The sequence below is a fragment of the Paenibacillus silvae genome, from assembly GCF_014639235.1.
GTDB lineage: Bacteria > Bacillota > Bacilli > Paenibacillales > Paenibacillaceae > Paenibacillus > Paenibacillus silvae.
The window spans coordinates 1-24,156 of record NZ_BMFU01000025.1 but is presented as its reverse complement, the minus strand read 5'-3'; the positions used below and the strand labels follow the sequence as shown (position 1 = coordinate 24,156).

Below are 24,156 nucleotides of genomic sequence, written 5' to 3'. Positions count from 1 at the left end.
TCCCATTCAAATCGCATTAACGCCTACCAAAGTATGGCTTTACGGAAGTGAGCTTGGTTTGCATTCCATACACCGTCAAAAGGATGCCACACATTACCAAGCGTAACACCACGCCCTCCTTCGTCAAACGGATCTGTCAACCGGAGCTTCTTATCATTTTCACTAATTACATTGTAGCCGGATGTATTCAATATGTGTCCCGCCACTGTTCTTGAGTAAAGTGGCATGTTAGCAGAAGTGATTTTCAGATCCAGTACCGCAGGATTCCCCCAGTCGATTGAAAGTATCATAGCTGATTTCCAGGTAAGATAATCCGAGGAAGTAAAGCTTTGGTATATATACGTATTCTCATTTTGATGTTTGTTAATGACATCATCAACTAGAGAAAAGTCAGTACCATCTGTGGTGGTACCAAGCTCTTTGGCATAAGTGGCTTGGGTGCTTGATGATCCATTGAAAAATCCGAGTACCTGCTTAGTCGTAGCAGGACCACACCAATAGCTCTTTTCTTGCTGATAGCTTGGTACAGCTATTGTTTTGGATTCTCCCAATGCAAAAGCTGAAACTTCACTGGTCAATTGTCGTGCCTTTTGAAGGGCAAGTTGATTTTTTTGTGCTTTTACAGCTTGCTGTTCAGCTGTAGGAACGTCAAGAGTACGTTCCGGATTATCGCCAGTACCTGCTGCAAAAATAGTTGTCGGGGCCACTAAAGTAAATATAAGCGTAGCAGCTGAGATCAATTTTATAATTGGCTTCATATTCAAATTATCCTCCCTGAACTTTTTCATTTTGAAAGCCGGCCGGCACCCCAATCATACCAACGATTTTTAAAAAAGTAAACATTTTACATATAATAAAACTTAAATGTTTTATGTGTTTTACATGTCCATTCTTATTCCATTAGAAGATTGAAGACGCTGTACTGTTGCTTCAAAATCACACCACAAATCCCCAACCGCTCATGTCTCCTCCTGTTTGTAAGACTAAGTGTTCATCTCACGCAATCAATGCCGGATTAAACGCAAAATGGACAAAGCAGGGTATGTTCAAGCTTTGTCCATTAGAGAATTAAGTTAGTTTTCTCAACGTTATTCCAAATTATAGAATTTCTTCAAAAAGAAAAAAGCATTCGCCAAAACGAATGCCAAGAGCTTTATATATTATAACCTCTACCTCCACAAACAGATGTTAGTTTTAACTAAAAAAAAACACCTCGTGAGAGGCGGGTATGCTATATTAAATCCGATTTCCTTTAGACATCGTTTTGAGATTGCTATTCGAATTTTCAAGCAATGGCAGCATCCTAGTCGTACTGACCATCTCAGAAGCACATATCGGACAAGTAGGCACGCTATCAAACGCAAAATTGTCCCGCATCCATCCTTTGCACGTATCACTCGTACATTCCCAAATTGCTGCATCAGCCTGTGGGATTTCTTCCATCGGTTTTTTGCGATTATACATGACTTCTACCCCCTTTGTTATGGAAACACATCTTACTGACGTTATTTCACAAAAGCCACTGCTTAGCGGAAGTGTAACATCCGCCTAACTTCTGCCTCGACAACGGTTGGGCCAACTTTCATCTATGTTCAAAAAAAGAAGCTGCCTTTACCATTATAACATGTTAAAGGCAGCTATGCTTTAATTACAGTTTTACAACTTCTTCTGCTTGAGGACCACGGTTTCCTTGTACAATTTTAAATTGCACGCGTTGACCTTCGTCCAGCGTTTTGAAGCCTTCGCCTGTAATAGCGCTGAAGTGTACGAATACATCTTCTCCGCCTTCAACTTCGATGAAACCGAAGCCTTTATCAGCGTTGAACCATTTTACTGTTCCGTTTTGCATGTGAATTACACCTCCAAATAAAAATTAACATGTTCCTTTGTTCTTTGCAGCAAGCAAATAAAAATTCACACATTGAAAAAGGTACCAGTCATAAAATATAAGTGATCGCCCTTTACAATATGTGAATTAGGTTTTCCACTCTGCTCTGTACAACTTAATTCTTAGTATAACGCTAATCCACATAAAAAGCAAACCTTTGTATTTTCTTTTCAAACAGCTTTGGAAATACATGTTTATTAAAATTTTTAGAAAAACGTTCACTAATATTGCCACCAACGACAGTTAAGGAAACGCGGTCTTATGAAAGGATATGCAGTTCCATTCCAACTTATACATGGTTTGCAAAAATGTTCTGTTCTTGCATATCCAACATAACCAAACACCATCTGATGGCATCAGCAAATTCCATGCAATAGATACACTAGGTCCATGCCCACATAAAAGCATCGCGGTCCCAGGCTACACGCCCGCCGTGAAGCTTGCGAAATGCCTTTTTCACCTCCTTGGACAAGGAGGCATTGCCATTTTCGTTAACAAAAACAAACTGTTCCCCAAAATTTGCTCTAACATATTCTATAGCTGCCTCCTGCCGAAGCGTGCCTGTGAACTTAATCTCACCAACCATCCATTCAGCAACATCCTGAGCTGTCTTTTCCATCATTTCACCTGCCGTTCATCTGTATAGAGGGTCATCAAGCTTGTCTCGCATGAATCCCATTCTACAGATTATAACACGTCAACAGAAGAGACAGGAAAATCAGGAGATGAATCAAGCTGAGGAAAGATGAAGCAAAGCTTGGCTGCATGATGAATACTCTTTCAGAACGATATGATGGTTGCCCTCTCAGAACGATTAATGCAACGGACGTTAAAGGTTGTTCCCCGTACAAGATACACAGAATATAATAGTGGGCAGAGCAAAACCGGAACCTTTTGCCATGTATGGAGTCCAATGCTTATGCTGCCTAAAATAAAGGATAAAACATCTGAAAGTAACAAAAACGAGACTTATGCATGTCCATTTTCCCATAAAATCAGGTATGGCTTATCCCGTTATCTGTCCATTATAGTATTACTTAAGATTTAAACCATTGAAGGGGCGCTGTCTCTGATTAGCGTCTATTATATAAAGCTCGGTTAACATGTGTTAAACAGCATATTAGATCAGGGAGGATTTTATGAAAGCATTCTTTCAACGCTGGGGACATTTGCTGGCTATTCTGTGCATACCATTACAAGGCTCTATCTACATGTTTCTGGGCAGTCAAGCAGGAGACAATGTCTTCTATAATTATGCCTGGATTGACACACAGATTCCGTTCATTAAAGAATTTATTATTCCATACGTCAGCTGGATGCCGATTCTGTATCTAAGCTTTCTCTATCTGGGTCTTACCAACAAATCACTGTACTGGCGCACACTGATTATGTATAACGTCGGGGTAATGGCTGCCAATGTTTGTTTTGTCGTGTTCCCTTCGTACGTTCCTCGCCCGGAGGTAAGCGGAACGGATATCAGTAGTATGCTCGTGCAATTTATCTATGCCAATGATGCACCAGTGAACTGCTTTCCAAGTGTTCACTGTCTCACCAGCTACCTGCTCTTTATTATCCTCAACCGACATTTGAATGCCAAACCGTCAGTACGAATCATCGGGTCGGTCTGGTTGTGGCTCATCATTGCTTCTACCGTATTTGTGAAGCAGCATTCTCTGCTTGACGTTGTAGGGGGCATTATGTTTGCGGAAGCTGCTTATTGGGCTGTGCATGTTTTTGCCAAACGTTTGGGGCACGCTCGAGAGAAAAGCAAGCAGCCCCTCAGAGCAACGCAGCAGCCAAGCCGAAATGCTTAGCATACAATCAGAGAGGGCTGCGGCCCTCTTTTTTTTGTTTTCGCTGTGGCACACATCATTCAGACTACAGGCGGACGTTCCTGCAGCAGATCAGAGGGTGGACTGCCCATAAGACGTTTGAATATACGGTAAAAATAAGAAAGGTCTCGATATCCGAGAAATTCGGCAATCTCCTGAATGGAAAGCTGCGACTCCGTGAGCAGGTACAGTGCCCTTTTCATCCGCTGATCATGAACGTACTCGCTAATCGTCTGATTCGTTATGCTTTTGAACAATGCAGCCGCATAGTTGGGGGACTTGCCGATCTCATCACCGAGCTCTTCCTTCGTTACTTTTTCCCGATAATGCTGTTCAATGTAACGTTTCATTCGCTCCACATACCGATGCCTCTCCGGCGGAATCACTCCGCGATCCAGCTCCCGATTAATATAAATCAGCACTTCCATCAATAAGGCTTGGCTCATCATGACATAATAAGAAGGCCGTTCTTCCCATTGTTGCTGGATGGATTTCATTCGTTGATGAAGCAGCTCGTAACAGCCTGGTCTGTGCCACAAGGCATGGTGCTGTTCGAGCGCAGGTAGCCCTCCTGCCTCATCCTGCTTCAATAAAATAACGATCTGTGTATGCGTAACTGTGGGAATGCTTTTGCCGTAATAAGGAACCCCGCCCGGAATAAGGAGCAATTCCCCCTTCTGCATGATCTGTTTATCACCGTTCACCCAATATACACATTTTCCATAGGTAACCAGACTAAGACGCCAAATTCCTTGTGGCTGCGCGGTTTCTTCATACCAGCCAACACCATTAATATGAACGACTTCAAGTGGAGTAACCATATAACACCTCGTTATCGGACTATACTCCAATCATTGTACTATAGTTCATATCTTGATTCGACAGAAAACGCTACAATGGACACATAAGCACCAAATATGAGGAGGATATCAGCATGTTGAAAACCAAAATTATCTGTACCATGGGACCTGCTTGTGACTCAATCGAAACGTTAAAAGTTATGATTCAGGAAGGCATGACCGTGGCCCGTTTGAACATGGCACATGGTGAGCTGGAGGATCACGTAAACCGGATTAACAATATTCGTACAGCAGCTGCTGAACTGAACAAATATGTACCGATCATGATGGATATTAAAGGACCGGAGGTCCGTATCGGTAAATTGAAAGAGGCTTCCGTTCACCTTCAGGCCGGGAAAGAGCTGACGCTGACAACGGAGGATGTTCTTGGTGACGTGGACCGCATCGCGGTTAACTATCCTGAACTGAATCTGGTTGTTAAGCCGGGAGATCGCATCCTTATTGACGACGGTTTGGTAGATCTGACGGTATTATCTGTTGAAGGTTCGGAGATTCACTGTAAAATCATCAGCGGCGGTATCTTGAAACCACGTAAAGGTGTGAATCTGCCAGGAATCAAAACGACACTGCCAGGTGTAACAGAACGCGACATTATGCACATCGGATTCGGTATCGAGAACAATATCGAGATTATCGCGGCTTCCTTCGTTCGTAAAGGGGATGACATCCGTGAAATCCGCAGCATTTTGAAAGAACGCGGTCAGGAGCATGTACAGATCATCTCCAAGATCGAGAACGAGGAAGGCATGACCAACCTTGACGATATCATTGAAGCTTCCGACGGAATCATGGTTGCACGTGGCGACCTCGGGGTAGAAGTGCCAATCGAAGATGTCCCGATGATGCAAAAGGAAATGATTGATAAATGTAACAAAGCCGGCAAGCCGGTTATCGTTGCTACACATATGCTGGAATCCATGCAAGTAAACCCGCGCCCAACACGTTCTGAAGTAAGTGACGTGGCCAATGCCGTGCTGCAAGGTGCAGACGTGGTCATGCTGTCGGGTGAATCTGCTGCTGGTAAATATCCGATTCAATCCGTTCGTACTATGGCTGCAGTTGCACGCCGTGCAGAAACGATGATTGACTACAAGGAGCAATTCGATCAGAAATCTGCACAGCAAGTGGCTGATATTACCGAAGTCATCAGTCAAGGGGCAGTGAGCTCTTCCCTCGTGCTGAACGCAAAAGCGATTATCACTTCAACAGAGAGCGGCTTCACGGCTCGCATGATCTCGAAATATCGTCCAAAAGCTCCGATTATTGCTGTAACTCAGCATGAGGAGGTTCTCGCAAAAATCTGCCTGCTCTCCGGCGTTATTCCGGTTATGGGTGATAGAGTGACAACAACGGATGAAATGTTCGAATCTGCAACACGCAACGCGATCAAAACGGGTTACATTGAAAAAGGGGACATCATCGTATTGTCTGCCGGTGTACCGATCGGCCAATCCGGCAACACAAACCTGATTAAAGTCCTGCAAGTATAATACGCATCACGCTTACAACATAGGCTGAACCTAAAAAATCCACCAGGATGATTGAATCCCGGTGGATTTTTTGAATTGTTCTACAGGTTGCGCGAATAGTTCACCAGATCCTGTGACATATTATTGATCTCATCCATTGAAGCATTCACCTGCTGTGTAAGTGCTGCCTGGTTCTGAGTCAACGTGGACATGTTGCCGATATGCTGTAAAATATGGTCAATCAGCGTTTTCATCTTCTGCATGCTGTCTTCAATGTTAACTGTAGCCTCTGAGCTATGATCGGCCAGCTTCCTCACTTCGCCTGCTACTACGCCAAATCCCAGACCCAGTTCACCTGCACGCGCAGCTTCAATGGCTGCATTCAAGCCGAGCAAATTCGTCTGACTGGCAATTTCACGGATAAACGCAGTTATGTTTTTCGTTTCTTCTACACTATCCCGCACCTGTGTCGCCGCATCAGCGGACAATTCCTGGGCGTTAACCAGTTCTTGTGCCTGATCCGTAATCGAATTAATGCCGCGCACCATCTCTTCGATGGACTCGGACAACTGTTTCGTTTTCAAATTCATTGATTCAACGATCTCTTCTTTATTCTTCTGATGAGTAACATCGCGAATCGTTCCCGCTACACGCAGCGGTACTCCGTTCTCGTCACGGATGGTTTCGCCTCCGGCGTGATACCAGCGATATTCCCCATTTTTGCGCTGCAAACGATAATCGAGATCATACGGCGTTCTGCCGCTATAGTCATTCAAATGTTTGGCAAAATCATTGATTACGCGATCGTGATCTTCTGGATGCAGTCGGCTGCTCCAGCTGCTGAATACGTTAGGAAAATCTTCTTCGTTATTAAATCCGAGCTCTTTCCGGAATTGCGGCGACCACCAGAATTCATTGTCGGGATTCACCACGTCTCCAGCAACCACCGTCATATCCCATGGTGCCTCTACGAGCGCACGATTAACCAGGTCATAACGCGTTACGAGCGCTTCGAGTTCATCGGACTTGCGCTTCTCCTCATGGATGTCGAACATTACACCAATCAATTTGACAGGTTTACCTGAAGCATCTTTCATGAGTCGTCCGAGGCATCTGAACCAGCGTTCCTCTCCACTCTTCATAATCATACGACTTATCGCATTATACCCCACTTTATCGCTCGGATCATTTACATGTTTGATAATTTCCTGCGTTAAATGAGGTCTATCCTCCGGATGGACCGATTTAGTCCAGCTTTCGAACGCATTCGGGAAATCTTTTGGATTGCTGTAACCAAGCATCTCGCGAAACTCATCTGAAAATGAAATGACATTATTGTGATCCAGCGGATCACCTGCAACAATCTCCGATTCCCACAGGCCTACATCCAATGCTTGATTGAGCATAGTAAGACGCATATGTATAGACTCATGCTGTGACTGCATCAATTGCACAGCCTGCTGGAGGTTTCTCAGAATTTCATTATCCGCTTGTTCAAGATTGCCATTCTCGCCTGTCCACGACAAACCCTTCTTGGCGTTCTCCAGTAAATTACGGCTGTACTCCAATAACTGTTGGCTTGAATCTACACGACTTGATTTGGTTGCTTCGTTACGTTTCAGAAACATCTCGATATCCCCTCTTAAATAAGGTATTTTAATATGTATTTCGACATGATAAGACAATAAGTGTAGGGCTAAAGTCACAAATAATAAAAAAAACGCAAACTGCCGCTCCATAAGCGAAAATTTGCGTTGTTAGATGACTCTTTCAATTTTTAAGTTATGTTATTGGTGCAAAAATGCAACGGTTGCTACCACCCAAAGTTTATCGTTTTGCCCGTCTCAACCCACGTCTTGATGCTGCTCAGAATCATCCACCAGCTATTCTGTGCATTGGCGATGGAAGGATAATTATCTGTAAACTCGTCATTCGAGAGTGTCAGCTTGGTGCATTCTCCAACAGTCTCTAGCTGGAAGAGCACCCTTGAATGCTGCTCCGCATGATTGGAATGGTACGAAGGTCCGGGATGCTCACGGTAACCTAGCCTGGACAGCGGTTCAAATTCAAGAATCTCCCCGTATACATGGACCGTTTCCGGCCCATCATTCCCCGGCCCGACATAGGCAAATGGCTGTCCGGGCTGAAAGTTGGATCGAAGCTCACAGCCAACGAAGCTGCTGCGCGTGCCCTCTGGAGAAATCAGGGCATTCCATACTTCTTCTTTTCCTGCATTGATATAAAATTCATATTTTAACACCACATCTGTTCACTCCTTTTATCTCACCAAGCATATAGTAACTTCTTCATTTCTATCCTATCGTTATACCCAAACGATGTATTGTAAAAACGCGACAACAGCGGATTATCCTTTATAATTAAAGGTAAAGAACTATATAGTTGAACTATTTATTTACATGTGAACGGAGAGGACGCAGGGATGAAAGAGACAAACCAGCAGATAACTCCCTCTTTGGGAATTCTTCATCTGGATCAGGGACAACTACAATATCAGCTGACACGTCTGCTCCCAGCCGACGAACTTAAACCTTTTGTCAGACATTATTGGATGGTTTCCTGGAATCTTGAAGGCAGTGAATCATATCCTCAGCATGTAGTGCCCAATCCCTGTGTCAATCTGGTGGTTGAGCGAAACAAAACCTTTTTCTTCGGGCCTTCTGATCGAAAGTTCACTTACTCTATTCACGGTAAAGGTCATGTGTTCGGTGTAAAGTTTAAACCGGGAGGATTCTATCCCTTTCTTCAAGCTCCCGTATCTACACTCTATGGAAAACCGCTGGAGGTATCCGGTCTGTTAGGCGTCAACGCTGCGTCGCTTGAAGAGGTATTGCTGGGGGATATCCCGATTGAACAGAAGGTCAAGCATATGGACCAGATACTGTCCGCATGTCTTCCTGCTGAGGATCGGGAAGCGAACTTGATCCATAACATGGTACAGCACATCGAGCAGGATCGGGATATATTGAGAGTAGACGAGCTATCCACCCGTTTTAATCTGCACACACGCAAGCTCCAGCGTTTGTTTAGTCAGTATGTAGGCCTCAGCCCCAAAACCGTAATACAATTATATCGACTTCAAAATGCGGCCGAATGCATAGAACAAGGTTTAACCTGTGATTTCAGCCAGTTATCGCAGGACCTGGGGTACCACGATCAATCCCATTTTATTAAAGACTTCAAATCCGTTATTGGCAGCACACCTGAAGAATACATGCAAGGGTCTGAATCTGTTCCATCTGATAAAGGCAGAAGCTCTCTGGAATGACGATCCATGCAAAATATGCCTGCCGGGATACTAAGGCAAGCGTATAACTTCAATGGTGTCACCTGTGTTAATGACACCCTCACGTTCAACTGAACAGACAATACCGCGTTTTTTGCGTGCGGCTGGCACGAATTTTTTGCGCAAACCCTCCAGCCCATAAACCTGTTCAATCACTTTTCCCGGATGTACACAAGGCAGGTTCTCTCCTTCACAGATCAGTCCTGTTCCATCTGGAAACAGAAGGCGTGTGCCCGCGGGCAGCTCCGTCAATCGCTCTACGCCTCGAACCAGGATGTTGGCTCCGAGCCACTCGGGGCGAACCTCTGGAATATTCATCTTCTCGGCGATCAAAGCACACTCTTCCTCGGAGACAATGCTGATCTGCCTGCGATTAGCTATCATTGTCCCGCGTTTGTAGATTTTCTGACGGGAATCGGCCGGTCTTAACAAACCGTAGTGTCGATCCCCCGGAATTCCGGCGAGTTCAATATCAATAAAGGGTACAACCCTTGTTTCAAATGTGGATGGATCATCAGCCAGTAGAACAAATTGAACAGTTCCCATAGTATCCCCTCCCCTTCTGTGTCCGATATGGATTGTATTTGGCTACAATAATTACTTACCCCATGTATGAACCTTTAACAATCTGTAGAACCTGATAGAACTATCATCCCCATTCTATGCGGTAGTAATGACTGACAATTATGATTAATTGCATGATACACTATTTAATTGTGAAAAATTAATTTGACCCTTTCTACCTGTATGCTAATCTTATATAATAGGTACGTTAGTACATTCAATTACATAATAGAAAGCAGGGTGTTTCTTTTGATCGGAACAATCTTTGTTGCTCTTGTAGCCATTGAACACATCTATATCATGATTATGGAGATGTTCATGTGGACTCGTCCACGCACAATGAAAACGTTTGGCACAACTCCGGAGTTTGCCAGCTCCACCAAAGCTCTCGCAGCAAACCAGGGTTTGTATAACGGCTTTCTTGCCGCCGGTTTAATCTGGGGACTTGTGTATCCGGATGCAAGTGTAGGGCTGCACATTCAAATTTTCTTCCTGGCTTGTGTCATTATCGCCGCTCTCTACGGTGGAGTAACCTCTTCACGCTCCATTATTATCAAGCAGGGATTGCCCGCAATCATCGCTCTTCTGCTTGTATTGTTCCTGTAACTTCCGGAGAGCAGTGGCGACCTGCGACTTTACGTCTCTGATATGATAAGGTATGAAGGATAACATACCTATCAACAGATGAATCTGGAAGCAGGAAGGAGAACAGAACATGGGACTGTTTGATAAGCTGCGTCGGCGCAAAAAGGAGAAAATCGAATCCATCGCTGCGGCCCAGCGAACAGATCATAGTGAGACCATTGTCGGATTTGTGCTGCTGGAACGGGAAGACTGTGATTTTGAGCTTTTTATCCGCAATATGCAGAGGGAATGGAATATTAAGATTGAAGAACGTGCTGAGGAAGGCAATCTCTTCTTTGAAGTTGACGGGATGCAGGTCGTGTGTGCTCACATTGCTGCTCCTGTTCCGAATCAGGAGGTTGAAGAGAATGCCAAGTTAAATGTCCTCTGGCCTGAAGCCGAGCAGGTGACATCGAGGCATCAATCTCAGATCATCGTCTCTGTACTGAATGCAGCGGATGCCATTGAAGGGCATGCCCTCTTTACCCGAACCGCCTCGGCACTGTTACAGCTCGATCATGCGCTCGCAATCTATATGTCCCCCCTTGTTGTTGAAGCAGGAAAATATGTAGAAGTGAGTCGCGGTCTTAAAGACGGTGAACTGCCTATCCCGCTCTGGGTATTCATCGGCCTGTATCAGAACGAAGCGGGCGCTTCCGCATATACATACGGCCTGTGCAACTTCGGTAAAGATGAGATGGAGATCATTGGTTCGTCAAAGCCGTTAAGTGATGTGTTCGAAATGATGTTTATGACTACAACCTACGTAGTGGAGAATAATGTGACCTTGCATGATGGGGAAACCCTCGGATTCACGGAGCAACAGAAGCTGAGCATTACTCGCTCCCAGGGCATCGCTACTGAAGGAGACAGCTTGAAGATCGGCTTGTAGCCTCCCTTTTGGTGCGCTCGGGCATTCAGAATGATACGTATAATGACCTTAGATAAGAGCCGTTCAGGAAACTATTCCTGGGCGGCTTTTTGTAATAGGCATACCTTTTGCGTTTTGCAGTCCAACATACGTGATGCATCTGAGAGACACTTCTTATACCTGTATTTTACTCACATAGAAGTATATAGTTCATAAGTACTACAATCATGTGAAATCCATGTTCATTTAGTGTAGAAGATAGTATAATTAATAGGCTAATAGACTTATATAATACATAAATTTATGAATGAGGAGCTGCTGCTTTTATGTCAGTCAGACGTTTAGATTCAACGAAACCGATTATAGAGATTACTTGGGAAGGGATCGTGTCACCAGAGCAGGTTGAAGAAGTCAATGCGCAGGTCGAGAAAATGGCTCCACAACTGGGGAACTCATTTGATGTGCTGGTCAATATGATACATATGAAGGCTTTTCCACAGGACACCAAGGAGAAAATTGTCGAGCATCAAAAACTTCTCAAAGACCTCGGCATGAAACGGGCAAGTGTAGCTGTCGGCGGAGCAATAGCCAAGATGCAGCTGCACCGCATCTCGAAGGAATCAGAACATCAGACTGAATTTCAATGGGAAACGTATGATGAGGCATTGGCATTTTTACTGAATTAATTCCACAGCTTGGTCCAGCGATACTCCGATAAAACATTAAGGGTGCTTCCTTCTGGAAGTCCCCTTTTTTTATTGCCCTGATCTTTACCACGATATCAAAACTTTTCAAGAATGGTATGGAAGCATACTATACATTTTGAATGAATATTGTCGATATATTTCATATGCTGGGGCTGTTCCTTACACTATGATGATAACTTTTAAGCTTGCGGGGGAATCCAAAATAGTAGAGATGTAACAGCATGAAGCGAATTTCAACACATTCAGGGTCGGAAAATGCAGAGGGTGAGAGGAGCTCTGCCCGTATGATACGAGTTTCATTCACCAGAGAATTAACACACTAGGAGGAAATTTAGATGAAGCTCAAACCCAAATTAATGGCAATGTTTCTGGCCGCAGTGCTGATTACTGCACTGCCTCTTGCCCTTCTTGGTCTATATCAGACAGAAAATCAGGCCACTCGCAATGTTGAATCTCTTCTGAATGGATTGATGACGTCCGCAACCAACCAATTAGAAGGATGGATTGACAGCAATGCCAAGGTTGTTGAGACCTTAGGCTTTGTCATTGAGCAAGCGGTGCCTGAAGGCACGCTTACCGAAGATTATTTTAAAATAATGAACATGGGCAATAACCAACAGAATTTATCCGATTTGTATTTCGGCTCCGAAAAGGACGGCTCTTTTATGAATGGATCGGATTGGACACCGGATGCTGGCTATGATCCCCGCCAACGTCCTTGGTATGAACAAGCCAAACAATCCGATGCTTTAATATTCACTGATCCTTATCAGGATATGATGACTCAAAAGTATGCTGTATCCATGGCGATGCCAGTACACAACAAGCAAGGTAATCTGGAAGGTGTCGTTTCCGGCGTTCTTTTACTGTCGACATTAACGGACACGGTAGAAAAAATAAATTTGAACGGACTCGGATACTCTTTCTTAATAGATAGAAACGGGCTGCTTCTGGCTCATCCTGACGCTAAACTCGTAAACACTTCTGCTAAAGAAAATGCCGAATTAAGCCCGATGCTGGCAGATATGCAGAGCAATGCTTCAGGCCAGCGATCGTTCCATTATAATGGCGAAGACTACCTGTTGTTCTACAAACAGATTCCGAGTACAGGCTGGGTGATTGGTTCCGTAATCTCGGAGAAACTCGCATACGCCGAATTTTATCAGTTACGTAATAATTACATTCTCATCATTGGTGTAACACTGCTGGCTGTACTGGCCGGGGCTTACTGGGTTGCTGCTCTATTCATCAAACCGTTGAAGCAACTGAACCAAACCTCCATACAAATGTCTGAGGGTGACTTCACAGGACGAGTGAAAGCTAAGGGCAAGGATGAATTTGCCGAACTGGGCAGGGCATTTAATCAAATGTCTGATCAACTGGGCATACTTCTTCGTCAGGTAACTGGCTCAGCTGAACGAGTCCACACGATCTCGGAAGAGATGCAGGAGCATACCGATAACACCAAACGCATTGCAGAGCAGATTTCGATTGCAACAGACGAGCTGGCTCAAGGGTCCAGTGCGCAGGCTGAATCTGTCTACAATGGATCAGGGCGTCTTGCAGAAATGAGCGATAGTGTTGGTGGTATTAACGACAGTGTCGAGCAATCTGTCGTGATGATGCGCGAAGCAGGAGAAGCTATGCTGGCGGGTCTGCAAGCTGTTGAGCACCAGGTTGAGCTTTCCGATGGCAACCGCCATTCAATGGATCGTGTGGGTGAGTCGATTACGCTGCTGACAGACAAATCGCAGAAAATCGAGGGTATTGTTGCTATGATTCAGGGCATTGCTTCCCAGACCAATCTGCTGGCGCTGAACGCATCTATTGAAGCCGCACGGGCGGGAGAACACGGACGCGGCTTTGCTGTTGTAGCTGAGGAAGTTCGCAAGCTCGCGGAACAGTCGGCCGACTCGGCCAAAGAAATTATCGTGCTGCTTGAGGAAATTCAGACAGCCAGCGGCCTGAGCGTAGGTGAAGTTCATGCTGCAGAACAGGGGATGGAGCAGCAGGTCGCTGCTGTGCACGAGATGCGTGAGTCCTTTGTTCGAATCAAGCAGTCTATCGACGGGATCGAGAAACAGCTGAAGCAAGTATCCTCTGCGACTACGGAGCTGGACGACAATTCAGGCAAAGTGGCCGAGATCATCTCCAGCGTTGCCGCTATGTCGGAGCAGAGCGCCGCTTCTACGGAGGAGGTAGCTTCATCCACGCAGGAGCAATTCAATTACATCACCAGCATCGCTGAACGTTCCAATGAACTAGCGGAGCAATCGAAGGCACTTGCAGCCGAGGTGAAGAAGTTTAAAGTGTAGTTGTACTCTGACGGGTCATGCAACTGCAACATCCTGCAAGAAAGCACACCAATGCACTGCTCGCCTAATTCCGAATGAAATGCACAAGGTGACATGTCAGAATTTGAGCAGAATAACATAACAAATAGACCTCAACTTCCACCATGTGGTGAGCTGAGGTCTATTTGCTATGCTTACTTGCCCTGGACTGCTGGTGCTTGGCCTGCCGAATCACGAACAACCAGCTCTGGCTTGAGCACAATTTTCTGCGCAGCTGTCTGTTCGTCCTGTAGTCCGTCCTTGAGTTCGTCAATAAGCAGATCCACTGCGTGGCGCCCCAAATCCTCTATGGGCTGGGCAACCGTTGTCAGCGGCGGATTCGTTACGGAAGCGAGAATGGTGTCATCAAATCCGATAATGGATACATCATGCGGCACACGCAGACCTAATTCCTTGGCTGCCTGGAGTGCACCAATCGCCTGGATATCATTACAGCAGAAGAGGCCCGTGGGATAGTTCTGCTCACCGAGCAGTCTTAGCGCCTCTTGTTTGGCTGAAGCGAGATCTGCTGCCGATTCGCGAATCTGAATTGGCTCCAGCAGATGTCCTGCCTTGTTAAGAGCCTCGCGGAAACCGCGCACACGCTCCTGACTGCTGCTGACTTTGGACGGCTCTGACAGGACTGCCAGGCGTGTGTGCCCCAGTTCCAGCAGATGCTGTGCAGCCAAAGAGCCGCCCAGCCTATCGTCAATGGTAACGGTATGCACCGACAGAGCAGGCATATGGCGAGCAATCAACGCAACAGGCATGGATTGCTGCAGCAGCGGTGACAGAATCTCGGCGTTATCGATCCCGGTTCCGATCATCATGCCATCGACTCTTTTTTGCTGCAGCAGATTGAGGTACCGCTCTACCCGCTCGTCCTTGTTATCTGTGCTGCAGATGACTACGCTATACCCCAGCTGGCGGCTGCGATCCTCCACGGCCCGGGCAAGCTCGGCAAAATAAGGATTGGATATATCGGGTACGAGCAAACCCAGTGTGTATGTCTGCTTGCCAGTCAGTGCAGCGGCAATCGCACTCGGCTGATAGTGAAGCCGCTCCATGATCTCCATAATCTCGGCGCGGCGTTTCTCGCTGATCTTGCCTTTGCCGTTAATGACCTGCGAGACGGTAGCAATGGATACCCCCGCCTCGCGTGCTATATCGTAAATGGTTGCTTTCATCGTTTTTCCCCATTTGTGCTATATATAAATTCATTATACATAGATGATTATTCTCTTCTTATTATGAAGGGGGAATACTGCTTACGCAATGTGAAGACGAAATTACTTATTAATTTTACTTTACCCTTTACTTTTTGAACAACCACTCATGATCAGGATCATTATGGAATTTCCATGTCCGGGTTGGTCCTGCCATCACATTCAGATAATACACCTCATACCCTGGAGGCGCACCTACGGGATGATATCCGTTCGGCACAAGCACCACTTCACCGTTCTTCACAGCCAGTGTCTCGTCTACAGAGCGGTCATCGGTATAGACACGTTGAATCGCAAAGCCCTGCTCCGGCTGTACACGGAAATAATACGTTTCCTCCAACAACGATTCATCCGGGAGTGCATCCCGATCATGTTTATGAGGAGGATAGCTTGACCAGTGACCGTCCGGTGTGAACACTTCAACGACCAGCAGGCTGTCTGCTTCTTTTTGCTCAGGTAAAATGTTATGAATATGCCGCTCCAGGTTACCATAACCGCGGCCTTCCACGCCCACATCCTGTGGTGCAATCAGGCGCGAAGGATAGGTGCCTTTCCCCGGTGCAGCACAGATCGCGATCTCCAGATCAGTAAGTGCGGTAACCTGCACCTGATCTGATGTGGAGACATAGACTGAGTACGGAGGAATCTTTTCAAAAACACTCATTCGTTTCCCGATGTTCTCCCATGTCTGTTCACGCGTGCTCACATTCGCAAGCCCGCTCAAAAGCACGATACAGAGCTCCTGGTCGCCACTCTCCCGGCTCAATTTCTCCCCAGCTGAAAGCTTTGCCACCTGAAATCCGACATATTCCCAGCCAGCAGACTCTGGAGTTACGGTTAACACTGTTCCATCTGCCTCCGGGTTCACGGCCGGTTTAACGATAAGTTCTGACATGCTGTGATCCACTCCTTCCATATTCATCTATTACTTGGTGGTGCATTGTTCTCGAGTAATCAAATTATCCTACGAATTACATCCAGCGAACGAATGCTCATTCCTATAACCCGTGATATGATATCATCCATATCTTTATTTGCGGGATGCTACAGCACTGGAGACTGCGAGCCCTGCAATGCACCTTGGACTTCGCTCATCTTCACGGGTCTTCCCAGCTCCACAGACAGCTTGGCTGCCAGGGCAATTCGCTCAGCCTGTACCGCATCATTTCCGTCCACAGTTACCGGTTTATCCTGAATAATCGCATCAATGAACAGAGCTGTCTCCTGCACATAAGCTTCGTTGTAACGCTCAAGGAAGAAGTGCAGCGGTTTATCACGCATCAATCCAGCCGCTGTGCTGATCTGTGCCGTATTCGGATGGTCATTATCCGCCGCCACACTGCCTAGCGAGCCGAACACTTCAACACGCTGATCATATCCATACACAGCCTGACGGCTGTTATCAATCACGCCAATCGCTCCATTAGCAAATGTCAACGTCACAATGGCCGTATCCACATCGCCATGCTCTGCGAACACCGGATTAATGAGCACCTTGCCTTTGGCATATACTTCTTCTACTTCACTTCCTGACAAATAACGGGCCATATCGAAATCGTGAATCATCATATCCATGAAAATTCCACCAGATACCCGAATGTACTCCGCTGGCGGCGGGCTCGGGTCACGGGAAGTGATCTTGAGTATATGCGGATCACCAATAGTGCCTTCCAGCACATGTGAACGTACTCTTCTGAAATTATGGTCAAAACGGCGGTTAAATCCGATCTGGAGCTTCACGCCCGCCTTCGCTACAGCTGCTACAGCCGCTTCCGTCCGGGACAAGTCCATGCTGACCGGCTTCTCACAGAAAATATGCTTGCCCGCTTGAGCCGCTTGCTCGATCAGAGGCACATGTGTATCGGTTGAGGAACAGATCAACACAGCATCGATATTCGGCATTGCAATCAGCTCGCTGCTGTCCTTGGTTACTACAGAGATGCCGCGTTCAGTTGCCCATGCCTCCAGTTCAGGACCTGCAAACAGATCACTGATGGCCACGATCTCCGCCTGCGGATGACGCAGCAGGTTGTCCGCATGAATTTTACCGATCCGTCCGGCCCCGATGATACCAATTCTTACTTTGTCCTTGCCCATTCCGTTATCCTCCCTATATGCGTCCCTATGGTGTTAATGAGCTGAGCTCTCACTCAGCCCCTACATGTATACACTGCACTGTGTCTTCACGACTACCAGCGTGTGGTTACCATTTTTTTACGTGTGTAGAACTCAACACCATCGGTGCCGTTAGCGTGCAAATCTCCATAGAATGATTTCTTCCAGCCGGAGAATGGGAAGAAGGCCATCGGTGCCGGAACGCCCAGGTTAATACCAAGCATACCCGCGTCGATTGTTTCACGGAACTGACGCATATTCGCACCGCTGCGAGTGAACAGACAAGCCCCGTTGGCAAAGTCCGAACGGTTTGCCAGTTCAACGGCTTCCTCCAATGTCTCTACTCTTGCCACCGAAAGCACAGGAGCAAAGATCTCATCTTTCCAGATTTTCATCGTGCTATCTACATGATCAAAGACCGTTGGTCCTACGAAATAACCGGAACCGTCTGTAGCCTGATCCTTCCGTCCATCCCGAATCAGTGCTGCGCCTTCCTGCTCGCCTGATTCGATGTAACCCAGAGTGCGTTCTTTGTGAGGACCACGAATGACCGGGCCAAGGAACACACCTTCGTCCATACCGTTACCAATGTTGATGCGATCCGCAGCTTCGACCAGCTTCTGTACGAGGGCATCTGCCACGTCACCAACAGCAACGACCACGGAGCAAGCCATGCAGCGTTCACCCGCTGATCCAAAGGCCGCGCTGGTGATCTCCTTAACGGTCAGGTCGAGATCAGCATCCGGCATAACGATGGAGTGGTTTTTCGCTCCAGCCAGCGCCTGAACACGTTTACCATTAGCAGATGCTGTTTTATACACATATTCCGCAACAGGCTGTGAGCCGACAAAGGAAATCGCCGCAACTTCTTTATGTTCAAGCAATCCATTAACTACATCATGTGCGCCGTGCACAATGTTAAGCACACCATCCGGTAGCCCTGCTTCCTTGAAAAGCTCTGCCAAACGTCCTGCCAGCAAGGGTGTACGCTCAGACGGCTTCAGAACAAAGGTGTTGCCGCAAGCAATCGCCAGTGGGAACATCCAGCAAGGTACCATCATCGGGAAGTTGAACGGGGTGATTCCGCCGATTACGCCAATCGGATAACGGAACATGCCTGATTCCAGCCCTGTAGCGATATCAGGCAGCTGCTTACCCATCATGAGGTTAGGCGCACCTGCTGCGAACTCAACGCACTCAATGCCGCGCAGTACCTCTCCATACGCCTCGGCGTAGCTTTTACCATTTTCCAATGTGACCAGTCTCGCCAGCTCTTCCCAATTCTCCACCAGCAATTGCTGATAGCGGAACAGAATGCGAGCACGGCGAGGAACCGGTGTGCCGCTCCATGATTTGAATGCTTCGCGTGCCGTTTGCACCGCCAGATCAACATCGGCTTGCTCAGACAGCGGCACATATGCAATAATTTCTTCCGTTGCCGGGTTTACTACCGGTTCGGTCCGTGTTGTTGACGGGGTTACCCAAGCTCCCCCGATCCAGTTCTGTACATTCGTCACTGCTGCAGACACTTCTGAAGTTCCTTTTCCCATGTGTGCTGTCTCCCCTCGTTTATGTGCTTTACTTCTGACGTTCCTTAACCGATACTCACGTTAACCCGTACGTTTCTTGTACGTTCCTTAGAGCTTCTCCATATCCACTTCTCTTTGCCAGATTACAAAATCTATCGTATGTGCCGCTTAGGACGGAATGATCTCGCCCCGGTCGCAGCGTTCAATGTAGTCATTCACTTGTTCAACGGTTGGCATCGCATCCGAGCAGCTGTGGCTGGAGATGACGATACTTGCCGCTGCACTTCCATAACTCATACTGCGCTCGATCGTCCAGCCCTGCATCAAACCGTAGAGGAATCCTGCGGCGTAGGAGTCACCTGCGCCAAACGTTTTGACCACACGAGCAGGGTAACTGTTCGCCCGATGCGACAGGCCTTCGCGTGTATAGGCAATGGAGCCTTCCTTGCCGTGCTTGATCACCACAATGTTGGCTGAAAAATCAAACCATTTCTTAGCTGTCACCTGATCACTATGCTCCGGGTTGTGCTCGAATGTCTCCATCATATCGAATTCTTCCCGTGTACCCAGGATGATATCGCACTTCTCGGCAGCAAGGTTATAGTAGACCGCTGTCTCTTCATCCGAAGTCCATGTGTATGGACGATAGTCCAGGTCAAACACAATGACGGTACCATGTTTTTTGGCATAAGTCAGGGCTTGAATAACCGCTTCCCGGGAAGGGCTCTGTGCCAGAGCTGTACCGGAGATCAGCAATACTTTGGAATCCGCAATCAGCTGTTCCTGTACCTCGCTTGCCTGTAATAACAGATCGGCCACGTTGTCACGATACATCAGAATGCTGCAGTCTGTCGGACTCTTGATTTCTGTAAAAGCAAGACCGGTTACTGCGCCCGTGTTGTCCGTCACCACATTGGAGGTATCGATCCCGTTCTTCTCCAGATAACTTTGGATGAAGCGGCCCATCTGGTCACCTGCAATTTTGCCGATAAAAGCAGTCTCCATCCCGAGTCTGGACATCCCGATCGCAATATTTGCCGGAGAACCACCCACATATTTGGTGAACGTCATCGTCTCTTCCATCGGGCGGTTAATCTCATTGGCATTCAAGTCGATACACAAGCGGCCAATAGCCGTGAAATCCTTTTTCCTTGAGGCCGGAAAGGATACGTAAGTCATCGTGTGAGAGCCCCTTTCTATCGTGAAATTGTATATAAGTTAATTACTTGTCTTTAAACGCGCTGGTACAGAGACTCCATGTAACTCAGGGAACGCTTCGCATACTCATACGGATTGTGAATCGCCGGGTCCTGTTCTCCTTCGAGCATCGCCCAGCCATCATAACCGCGAGTGATCAGCTCTTGCAGAATGGGTTCAAAATCAATGCATCCATCTCCCGGTACGGTGAACACGCCTCTGCGAATGCAGCCAACAAAATCTGATTGTTCTGCTCGCGCCTGCTCCAGCACATCCGGACGGATATCTTTCAGATGAATATAGGCAATCCGGTCATAGTGTTTACGCAACACTTCAAGCGGGTCAGCTCCGCCATAATAGGCATGGCCTGTATCAAAGAGCAAATACACCAGCGAAGGGTCTGTCAGGTCCATCAAACGATCAATTTCCTCCGGCTGCTCAACTACCGTACCCCCGTGATGGTGATAGGTGAGCTTCAAACCATACTCCTGAGCGATAGCTCCTGCTTGATTCAAACCTTCAGCAAGAACATGCCATTCGGCATCGCTGAGTCTAAGCACTTCTTTTTCATTCGGTGTCCGTCTTGGATCAAAATGAAGCGACCCGCCTACTTCCGCGGTGCTTATCACCTTGCTTCCCATGGATTGCAGAAACTCCGCATGCCTGCGATAGTCATCCAGTTCTGCCTGGCGATATGCCGGATCAGAGAACAGCACGGATTTCCACTGAGAGATCAGATTAATGTTTCGCTTGCTCAATTCCTCACGCAAGGTTGCTGGATCAGTCGGATACTTGCGGCCCATCTCTGTACCCGTCAATCCCAGACGCTGAATATCATCGAGAATCTGGGCACAAGTGGTGTCATCACCATGCTCCTTCACATCTTCGCCGACCCAGTTGATCGGATGAATCCCAAGCTGAAATGGCAGCTTGCTCATGGCTTCACGGCTCCTTTGGTTAGTCATCTTAATAACACGATCTGTGTAATCTATCGTTATGTCATGAAAAATCAATGCAATGGATGAATATATGAAATCCGTTTAAACAAGTTTTGCTTTGCCGCGATTGGTTTTCATCGCCTCATGAGCACGAACTACTTTTTCCTCCACAGATACCTCAGGTACACCGACATTCCACCATGATTCATATCCGCTTGTGTTGGTTCCCGGTACTACTGGAATTTCAATCAAGGTCGTTACGGTTTCATTCTTGGCATCACGGATTGCCTGCTCCAGCTGCTCGGCGGTTTCTGCTCGATATGCTTTGGCCCCCATACTACGTGCGTGAGCTGCAAAGTCCATTGGCATATAGTCCCCGGTCAAACGGCCACTCTCTGCTTCACGATAACGGAACTCGTTCCCAAACCCGTCACTGCCGTGTTCGCGCTGTAAATTATGAATGCATTGGAATCCATTGTTATTAAACAGGAGGATCGTCATTTTTTTCTGTTCCTGCAGGCTTGTCACCAGCTCGGAATGCAGCATCAGGTAACTGCCGTCACCTACCATGGCGTACACTTCACGCTCCGGCTCTGCAAGTGCTGCACCGAATGCCCCGCTAACCTCGTATCCCATACATGAGAAACCATATTCCATATGGTAGGTCTTAGGTTCAGCCGCACGCCACAGGCGATGCAGATCACCTGGAAGGCTTCCCGCCGCGCAGACAATAACCGAAGATGGATCAATTGTACGGTTGACGATGCCAACTGCTGTCGTCTGTGCAAGACCCGCTTCATGCTGCACAGCGTACAGCCGATCTACTTCCGCTGTCCATTGATCACGCAGCTCCGCTACCTCGGATGTCCCGTAGCCAGTGCGGTACTGTTTGGCCTGTAGCTCCTTCTGCAATGCTTGTAGTCCCTCACGAGCATCTGCTAGGATCGCTTCTCCGCCCAGCTTGGCAGCATCCATGCTATTCAAGTTGATGTTAATAAATTTCACTTCCGGATGTTGAAAAGCTGCATGCGACGCCGTAGTAAAATCAGAAAATCTTGTACCTACACCGATCACTACATCCGCTTCTTTAGCCAAACGGTTGGCTGCCAGAGAACCCGTTACCCCGATAGCTCCCACGTTAAGCGGGTGATCCCAGGCTACTGCACTCTTTCCCGCCTGCGTTTCAGCCATTGGAATGCCGAAAGTTTCAGCAAACTCAATCAATTGAGCCGATGCCTCCGAGTACAACACGCCGCCTCCAGCAACAAGCAAAGGTCTTTTGCCACGAGCAATCTCATCTACTGCCCGTTCGATCGCTGCCGACACAGGGGGTCTGCGATCAAGATAATGCACCTTGCGGGCAAAAAATGATTCAGGATAATCATAAGCTTCTGCCTGAACGTCCTGAGGCAATGCCAGGGTTACAGCACCTGTTTCAGCAGGATCTGTCAGCACCCGCATTGCATTTGCAGCAGCAACCATCAGCTGTTCTGGGCGAACGATACGATCCCAGTATTTGCTGACCGCCTTGAACGGGTCCGTAGCAGAGATCGTATAGTCACTGCTTACTTCAAGCTGCTGCAGCACCGGATCTGGTTCACGTGTAGCAAAGTTGTCCCCAGGAAGAAGCAATACCGGAATCCGGTTCACTGTTGCTGTCGCTGCCGCTGTAATCATATTCAATGCACCTGGTCCAATGGACGTTGTACATGCATAGATTTGTTTACGGTTCTTCTGTTTGGCGTAAGCTGCTGCTGTATGCACCATGCCCTGTTCATTTTTCCCCTGCATATATGTGAGGCTTCCAGGACTGCGCTCCAGTGCTTCTCCAATCCCTGTCACGTTACCGTGTCCGAATATTCCGATAATGCCTTTAACAAATTTGGTTTCTACCCCGTCTACTGAAATAAATTGCTGATCCAGATACCGAAGCAGAGCCTGAGCCATCGTTAGTCGAATCGTTGTCATGATATGATCGCCATCCTTTCCTTTACGGGTTAAGCGCTTAATCTACGTTAAGTTTAAGCGCCTTACCCCTAAAGGTTAAGCGCTTAATTCATATGGTATTACAGGCTGAGCATTTTCGCAAGCTATTTTTGTAAGCGTTTTATTAAAATTAGAGATGATTTCAGTAAAATAAGGGGTATAAAGAGGGCTAACGATAAGTTGAGATCGATGGTTGAATGTTTTTTTGTTAGTAGATGATTGTATCGTGTCAGGTAGGTTGGAGGAACACAGGGGAGGGAATTTAGTCCATGAACTATGGAAATAACGCTGCTTCTATACAAAAAAAGAGACGGCATCAGCTGTCTCTTCCTTCTCGATATATAAAGCGGGTGATGGGAATCGAACCCACGCTATTAGCTTGGAAGGCTAAAGTTCTACCATTGAACTACACCCGCATAAAACAAAAAAATCGGGATGACACGATTTGAACATGCGACCCCCTGGTCCCAAACCAGGTGCTCTACCAAGCTGAGCTACATCCCGTTATATATACCGGCGAGAGGACTCGAACCTCCACGGTTTCCCACTCGATTTTGAGTCGAGCGCGTCTGCCATTCCGCCACGCCGGCATAGTTATTCTTTTAGTGAAAATAATGGCGCGCCCTGAGAGATTCGAACTCCCGGCCTTTTGATTCGTAGTCAAACGCTCTATCCAGCTGAGCTAAGGGCGCAAAATTTGGAGCGGAAGACGG

Annotated in this window: 22 protein-coding genes and 4 tRNA genes; 7 read left to right on the top strand and 19 right to left on the bottom strand. The window is 47.1% G+C overall.

The annotated features are described in order from the left end of the window. Positions 1-23: 23 nt before the first annotated feature. From IEW26_RS29650 to IEW26_RS29635, 4 genes are all read right to left on the bottom strand, one after another. Entirely contained in the window at positions 24-758 is a 735-nt protein-coding gene (locus IEW26_RS29650; protein ID WP_188594963.1) for a C39 family peptidase, read from the bottom strand. A 478-nt stretch (positions 759-1,236) separates the two neighbouring features. Then, on the bottom strand, positions 1,237-1,464 hold the full coding sequence (locus tag IEW26_RS29645; protein ID WP_111269572.1) for a cold-shock protein: 228 nt from the start codon (positions 1,462-1,464) through the stop codon (positions 1,237-1,239). 184 nt (positions 1,465-1,648) lie between these two features. After that, on the bottom strand, positions 1,649-1,849 hold the full coding sequence (locus IEW26_RS29640) for a cold-shock protein (protein ID WP_024633772.1): 201 nt from the start codon (positions 1,847-1,849) through the stop codon (positions 1,649-1,651). Positions 1,850-2,270: 421 nt separating this feature from the next. After that, positions 2,271-2,507, bottom strand: a complete 237-nt coding sequence (locus IEW26_RS29635; RefSeq protein WP_145406728.1) for a DUF6953 family protein — start codon at positions 2,505-2,507, stop codon at positions 2,271-2,273. A 520-nt stretch (positions 2,508-3,027) separates the two neighbouring features. Here IEW26_RS29635 and IEW26_RS29630 point away from each other — a divergent pair. After that, positions 3,028-3,702, top strand: coding sequence for a phosphatase PAP2 family protein (locus IEW26_RS29630; protein ID WP_188594962.1), 675 nt, complete (start codon positions 3,028-3,030; stop codon positions 3,700-3,702). 59 nt (positions 3,703-3,761) lie between these two features. Here IEW26_RS29630 and IEW26_RS29625 read toward each other — a convergent pair whose 3' ends face one another. After that, positions 3,762-4,541 (bottom strand): helix-turn-helix transcriptional regulator, encoded by a 780-nt coding sequence (locus tag IEW26_RS29625; protein ID WP_188594961.1) that lies wholly within the window; start codon positions 4,539-4,541, stop codon positions 3,762-3,764. A gap of 113 nt (positions 4,542-4,654) precedes the next feature. Between IEW26_RS29625 and pyk the strand changes: the two genes are divergently transcribed. Then, entirely contained in the window at positions 4,655-6,070 is a 1,416-nt protein-coding gene (gene pyk, locus IEW26_RS29620; RefSeq protein WP_111269577.1) for a pyruvate kinase, read from the top strand. A gap of 80 nt (positions 6,071-6,150) precedes the next feature. Here pyk and IEW26_RS29615 read toward each other — a convergent pair whose 3' ends face one another. Next, positions 6,151-7,677, bottom strand: coding sequence for a methyl-accepting chemotaxis protein (locus IEW26_RS29615; protein ID WP_188594960.1), 1,527 nt, complete (start codon positions 7,675-7,677; stop codon positions 6,151-6,153). Positions 7,678-7,862: 185 nt separating this feature from the next. Further along, entirely contained in the window at positions 7,863-8,312 is a 450-nt protein-coding gene (locus IEW26_RS29610; protein ID WP_111269579.1) for an SRPBCC family protein, read from the bottom strand. A gap of 177 nt (positions 8,313-8,489) precedes the next feature. Between IEW26_RS29610 and IEW26_RS29605 the strand changes: the two genes are divergently transcribed. After that, positions 8,490-9,335, top strand: coding sequence for an AraC family transcriptional regulator (locus IEW26_RS29605; protein WP_188594959.1), 846 nt, complete (start codon positions 8,490-8,492; stop codon positions 9,333-9,335). A gap of 30 nt (positions 9,336-9,365) precedes the next feature. Here IEW26_RS29605 and IEW26_RS29600 read toward each other — a convergent pair whose 3' ends face one another. Beyond that, on the bottom strand, positions 9,366-9,899 hold the full coding sequence (locus IEW26_RS29600) for an MOSC domain-containing protein (protein ID WP_145406716.1): 534 nt from the start codon (positions 9,897-9,899) through the stop codon (positions 9,366-9,368). 267 nt (positions 9,900-10,166) lie between these two features. On the opposite strand from IEW26_RS29600, the gene IEW26_RS29595 reads away from it, so the two are divergent. The 4 genes from IEW26_RS29595 (at position 10,167) to IEW26_RS29580 (ending at position 14,434) form a co-directional block, all read left to right on the top strand. Next, positions 10,167-10,523 (top strand): DUF1304 domain-containing protein, encoded by a 357-nt coding sequence (locus IEW26_RS29595; RefSeq protein WP_260410997.1) that lies wholly within the window; start codon positions 10,167-10,169, stop codon positions 10,521-10,523. Positions 10,524-10,632: 109 nt separating this feature from the next. Further along, positions 10,633-11,433, top strand: coding sequence for a DUF4261 domain-containing protein (locus IEW26_RS29590; protein WP_188594957.1), 801 nt, complete (start codon positions 10,633-10,635; stop codon positions 11,431-11,433). 305 nt (positions 11,434-11,738) lie between these two features. After that, positions 11,739-12,098, top strand: a complete 360-nt coding sequence (locus IEW26_RS29585) for a hypothetical protein (protein ID WP_111273825.1) — start codon at positions 11,739-11,741, stop codon at positions 12,096-12,098. A gap of 356 nt (positions 12,099-12,454) precedes the next feature. After that, positions 12,455-14,434 carry a methyl-accepting chemotaxis protein gene (locus IEW26_RS29580; RefSeq protein WP_188594956.1) on the top strand — a complete coding sequence of 660 codons (1,980 nt, stop codon included), beginning with the start codon at positions 12,455-12,457 and terminating at the stop codon, positions 14,432-14,434. 173 nt (positions 14,435-14,607) lie between these two features. Here the strand turns inward: IEW26_RS29580 and IEW26_RS29575 are convergent, their stop codons facing one another. The 11 genes from IEW26_RS29575 to IEW26_RS29525 form a co-directional block, all read right to left on the bottom strand. After that, positions 14,608-15,639, bottom strand: coding sequence for a LacI family DNA-binding transcriptional regulator (locus IEW26_RS29575; RefSeq protein WP_188594955.1), 1,032 nt, complete (start codon positions 15,637-15,639; stop codon positions 14,608-14,610). A 127-nt stretch (positions 15,640-15,766) separates the two neighbouring features. Next, the gene (iolB, locus tag IEW26_RS29570; protein ID WP_111271106.1) at positions 15,767-16,573 is read right to left on the bottom strand and encodes a 5-deoxy-glucuronate isomerase; all 807 of its coding nucleotides are present in this window, start codon (positions 16,571-16,573) and stop codon (positions 15,767-15,769) included. A 149-nt stretch (positions 16,574-16,722) separates the two neighbouring features. After that, the gene (iolG, locus tag IEW26_RS29565; protein ID WP_188594954.1) at positions 16,723-17,775 is read right to left on the bottom strand and encodes an inositol 2-dehydrogenase; all 1,053 of its coding nucleotides are present in this window, start codon (positions 17,773-17,775) and stop codon (positions 16,723-16,725) included. A gap of 92 nt (positions 17,776-17,867) precedes the next feature. Continuing rightward, positions 17,868-19,343 (bottom strand): CoA-acylating methylmalonate-semialdehyde dehydrogenase, encoded by a 1,476-nt coding sequence (locus IEW26_RS29560; protein WP_145406710.1) that lies wholly within the window; start codon positions 19,341-19,343, stop codon positions 17,868-17,870. Between the two features lie 147 nt (positions 19,344-19,490). Then, complete coding sequence (iolC, locus tag IEW26_RS29555; protein ID WP_188594953.1) at positions 19,491-20,501, bottom strand: 5-dehydro-2-deoxygluconokinase; 1,011 nt, start codon at positions 20,499-20,501, stop codon at positions 19,491-19,493. 53 nt (positions 20,502-20,554) lie between these two features. Continuing rightward, the gene (gene iolE / locus IEW26_RS29550; RefSeq protein WP_188594952.1) at positions 20,555-21,457 is read right to left on the bottom strand and encodes a myo-inosose-2 dehydratase; all 903 of its coding nucleotides are present in this window, start codon (positions 21,455-21,457) and stop codon (positions 20,555-20,557) included. Positions 21,458-21,559: 102 nt separating this feature from the next. After that, complete coding sequence (gene iolD, locus IEW26_RS29545; protein ID WP_188594951.1) at positions 21,560-23,425, bottom strand: 3D-(3,5/4)-trihydroxycyclohexane-1,2-dione acylhydrolase (decyclizing); 1,866 nt, start codon at positions 23,423-23,425, stop codon at positions 21,560-21,562. Between the two features lie 363 nt (positions 23,426-23,788). Further along, a tRNA-Gly gene (locus IEW26_RS29540) sits at positions 23,789-23,859 on the bottom strand. A gap of 14 nt (positions 23,860-23,873) precedes the next feature. Next, a tRNA-Pro gene (locus IEW26_RS29535) sits at positions 23,874-23,947 on the bottom strand. Positions 23,948-23,954: 7 nt separating this feature from the next. Then, positions 23,955-24,033, bottom strand: a tRNA-Leu gene (locus tag IEW26_RS29530). A 25-nt stretch (positions 24,034-24,058) separates the two neighbouring features. Then, a tRNA-Arg gene (locus tag IEW26_RS29525) sits at positions 24,059-24,135 on the bottom strand. Between the last annotated feature and the right edge of the window lie 21 nt (positions 24,136-24,156).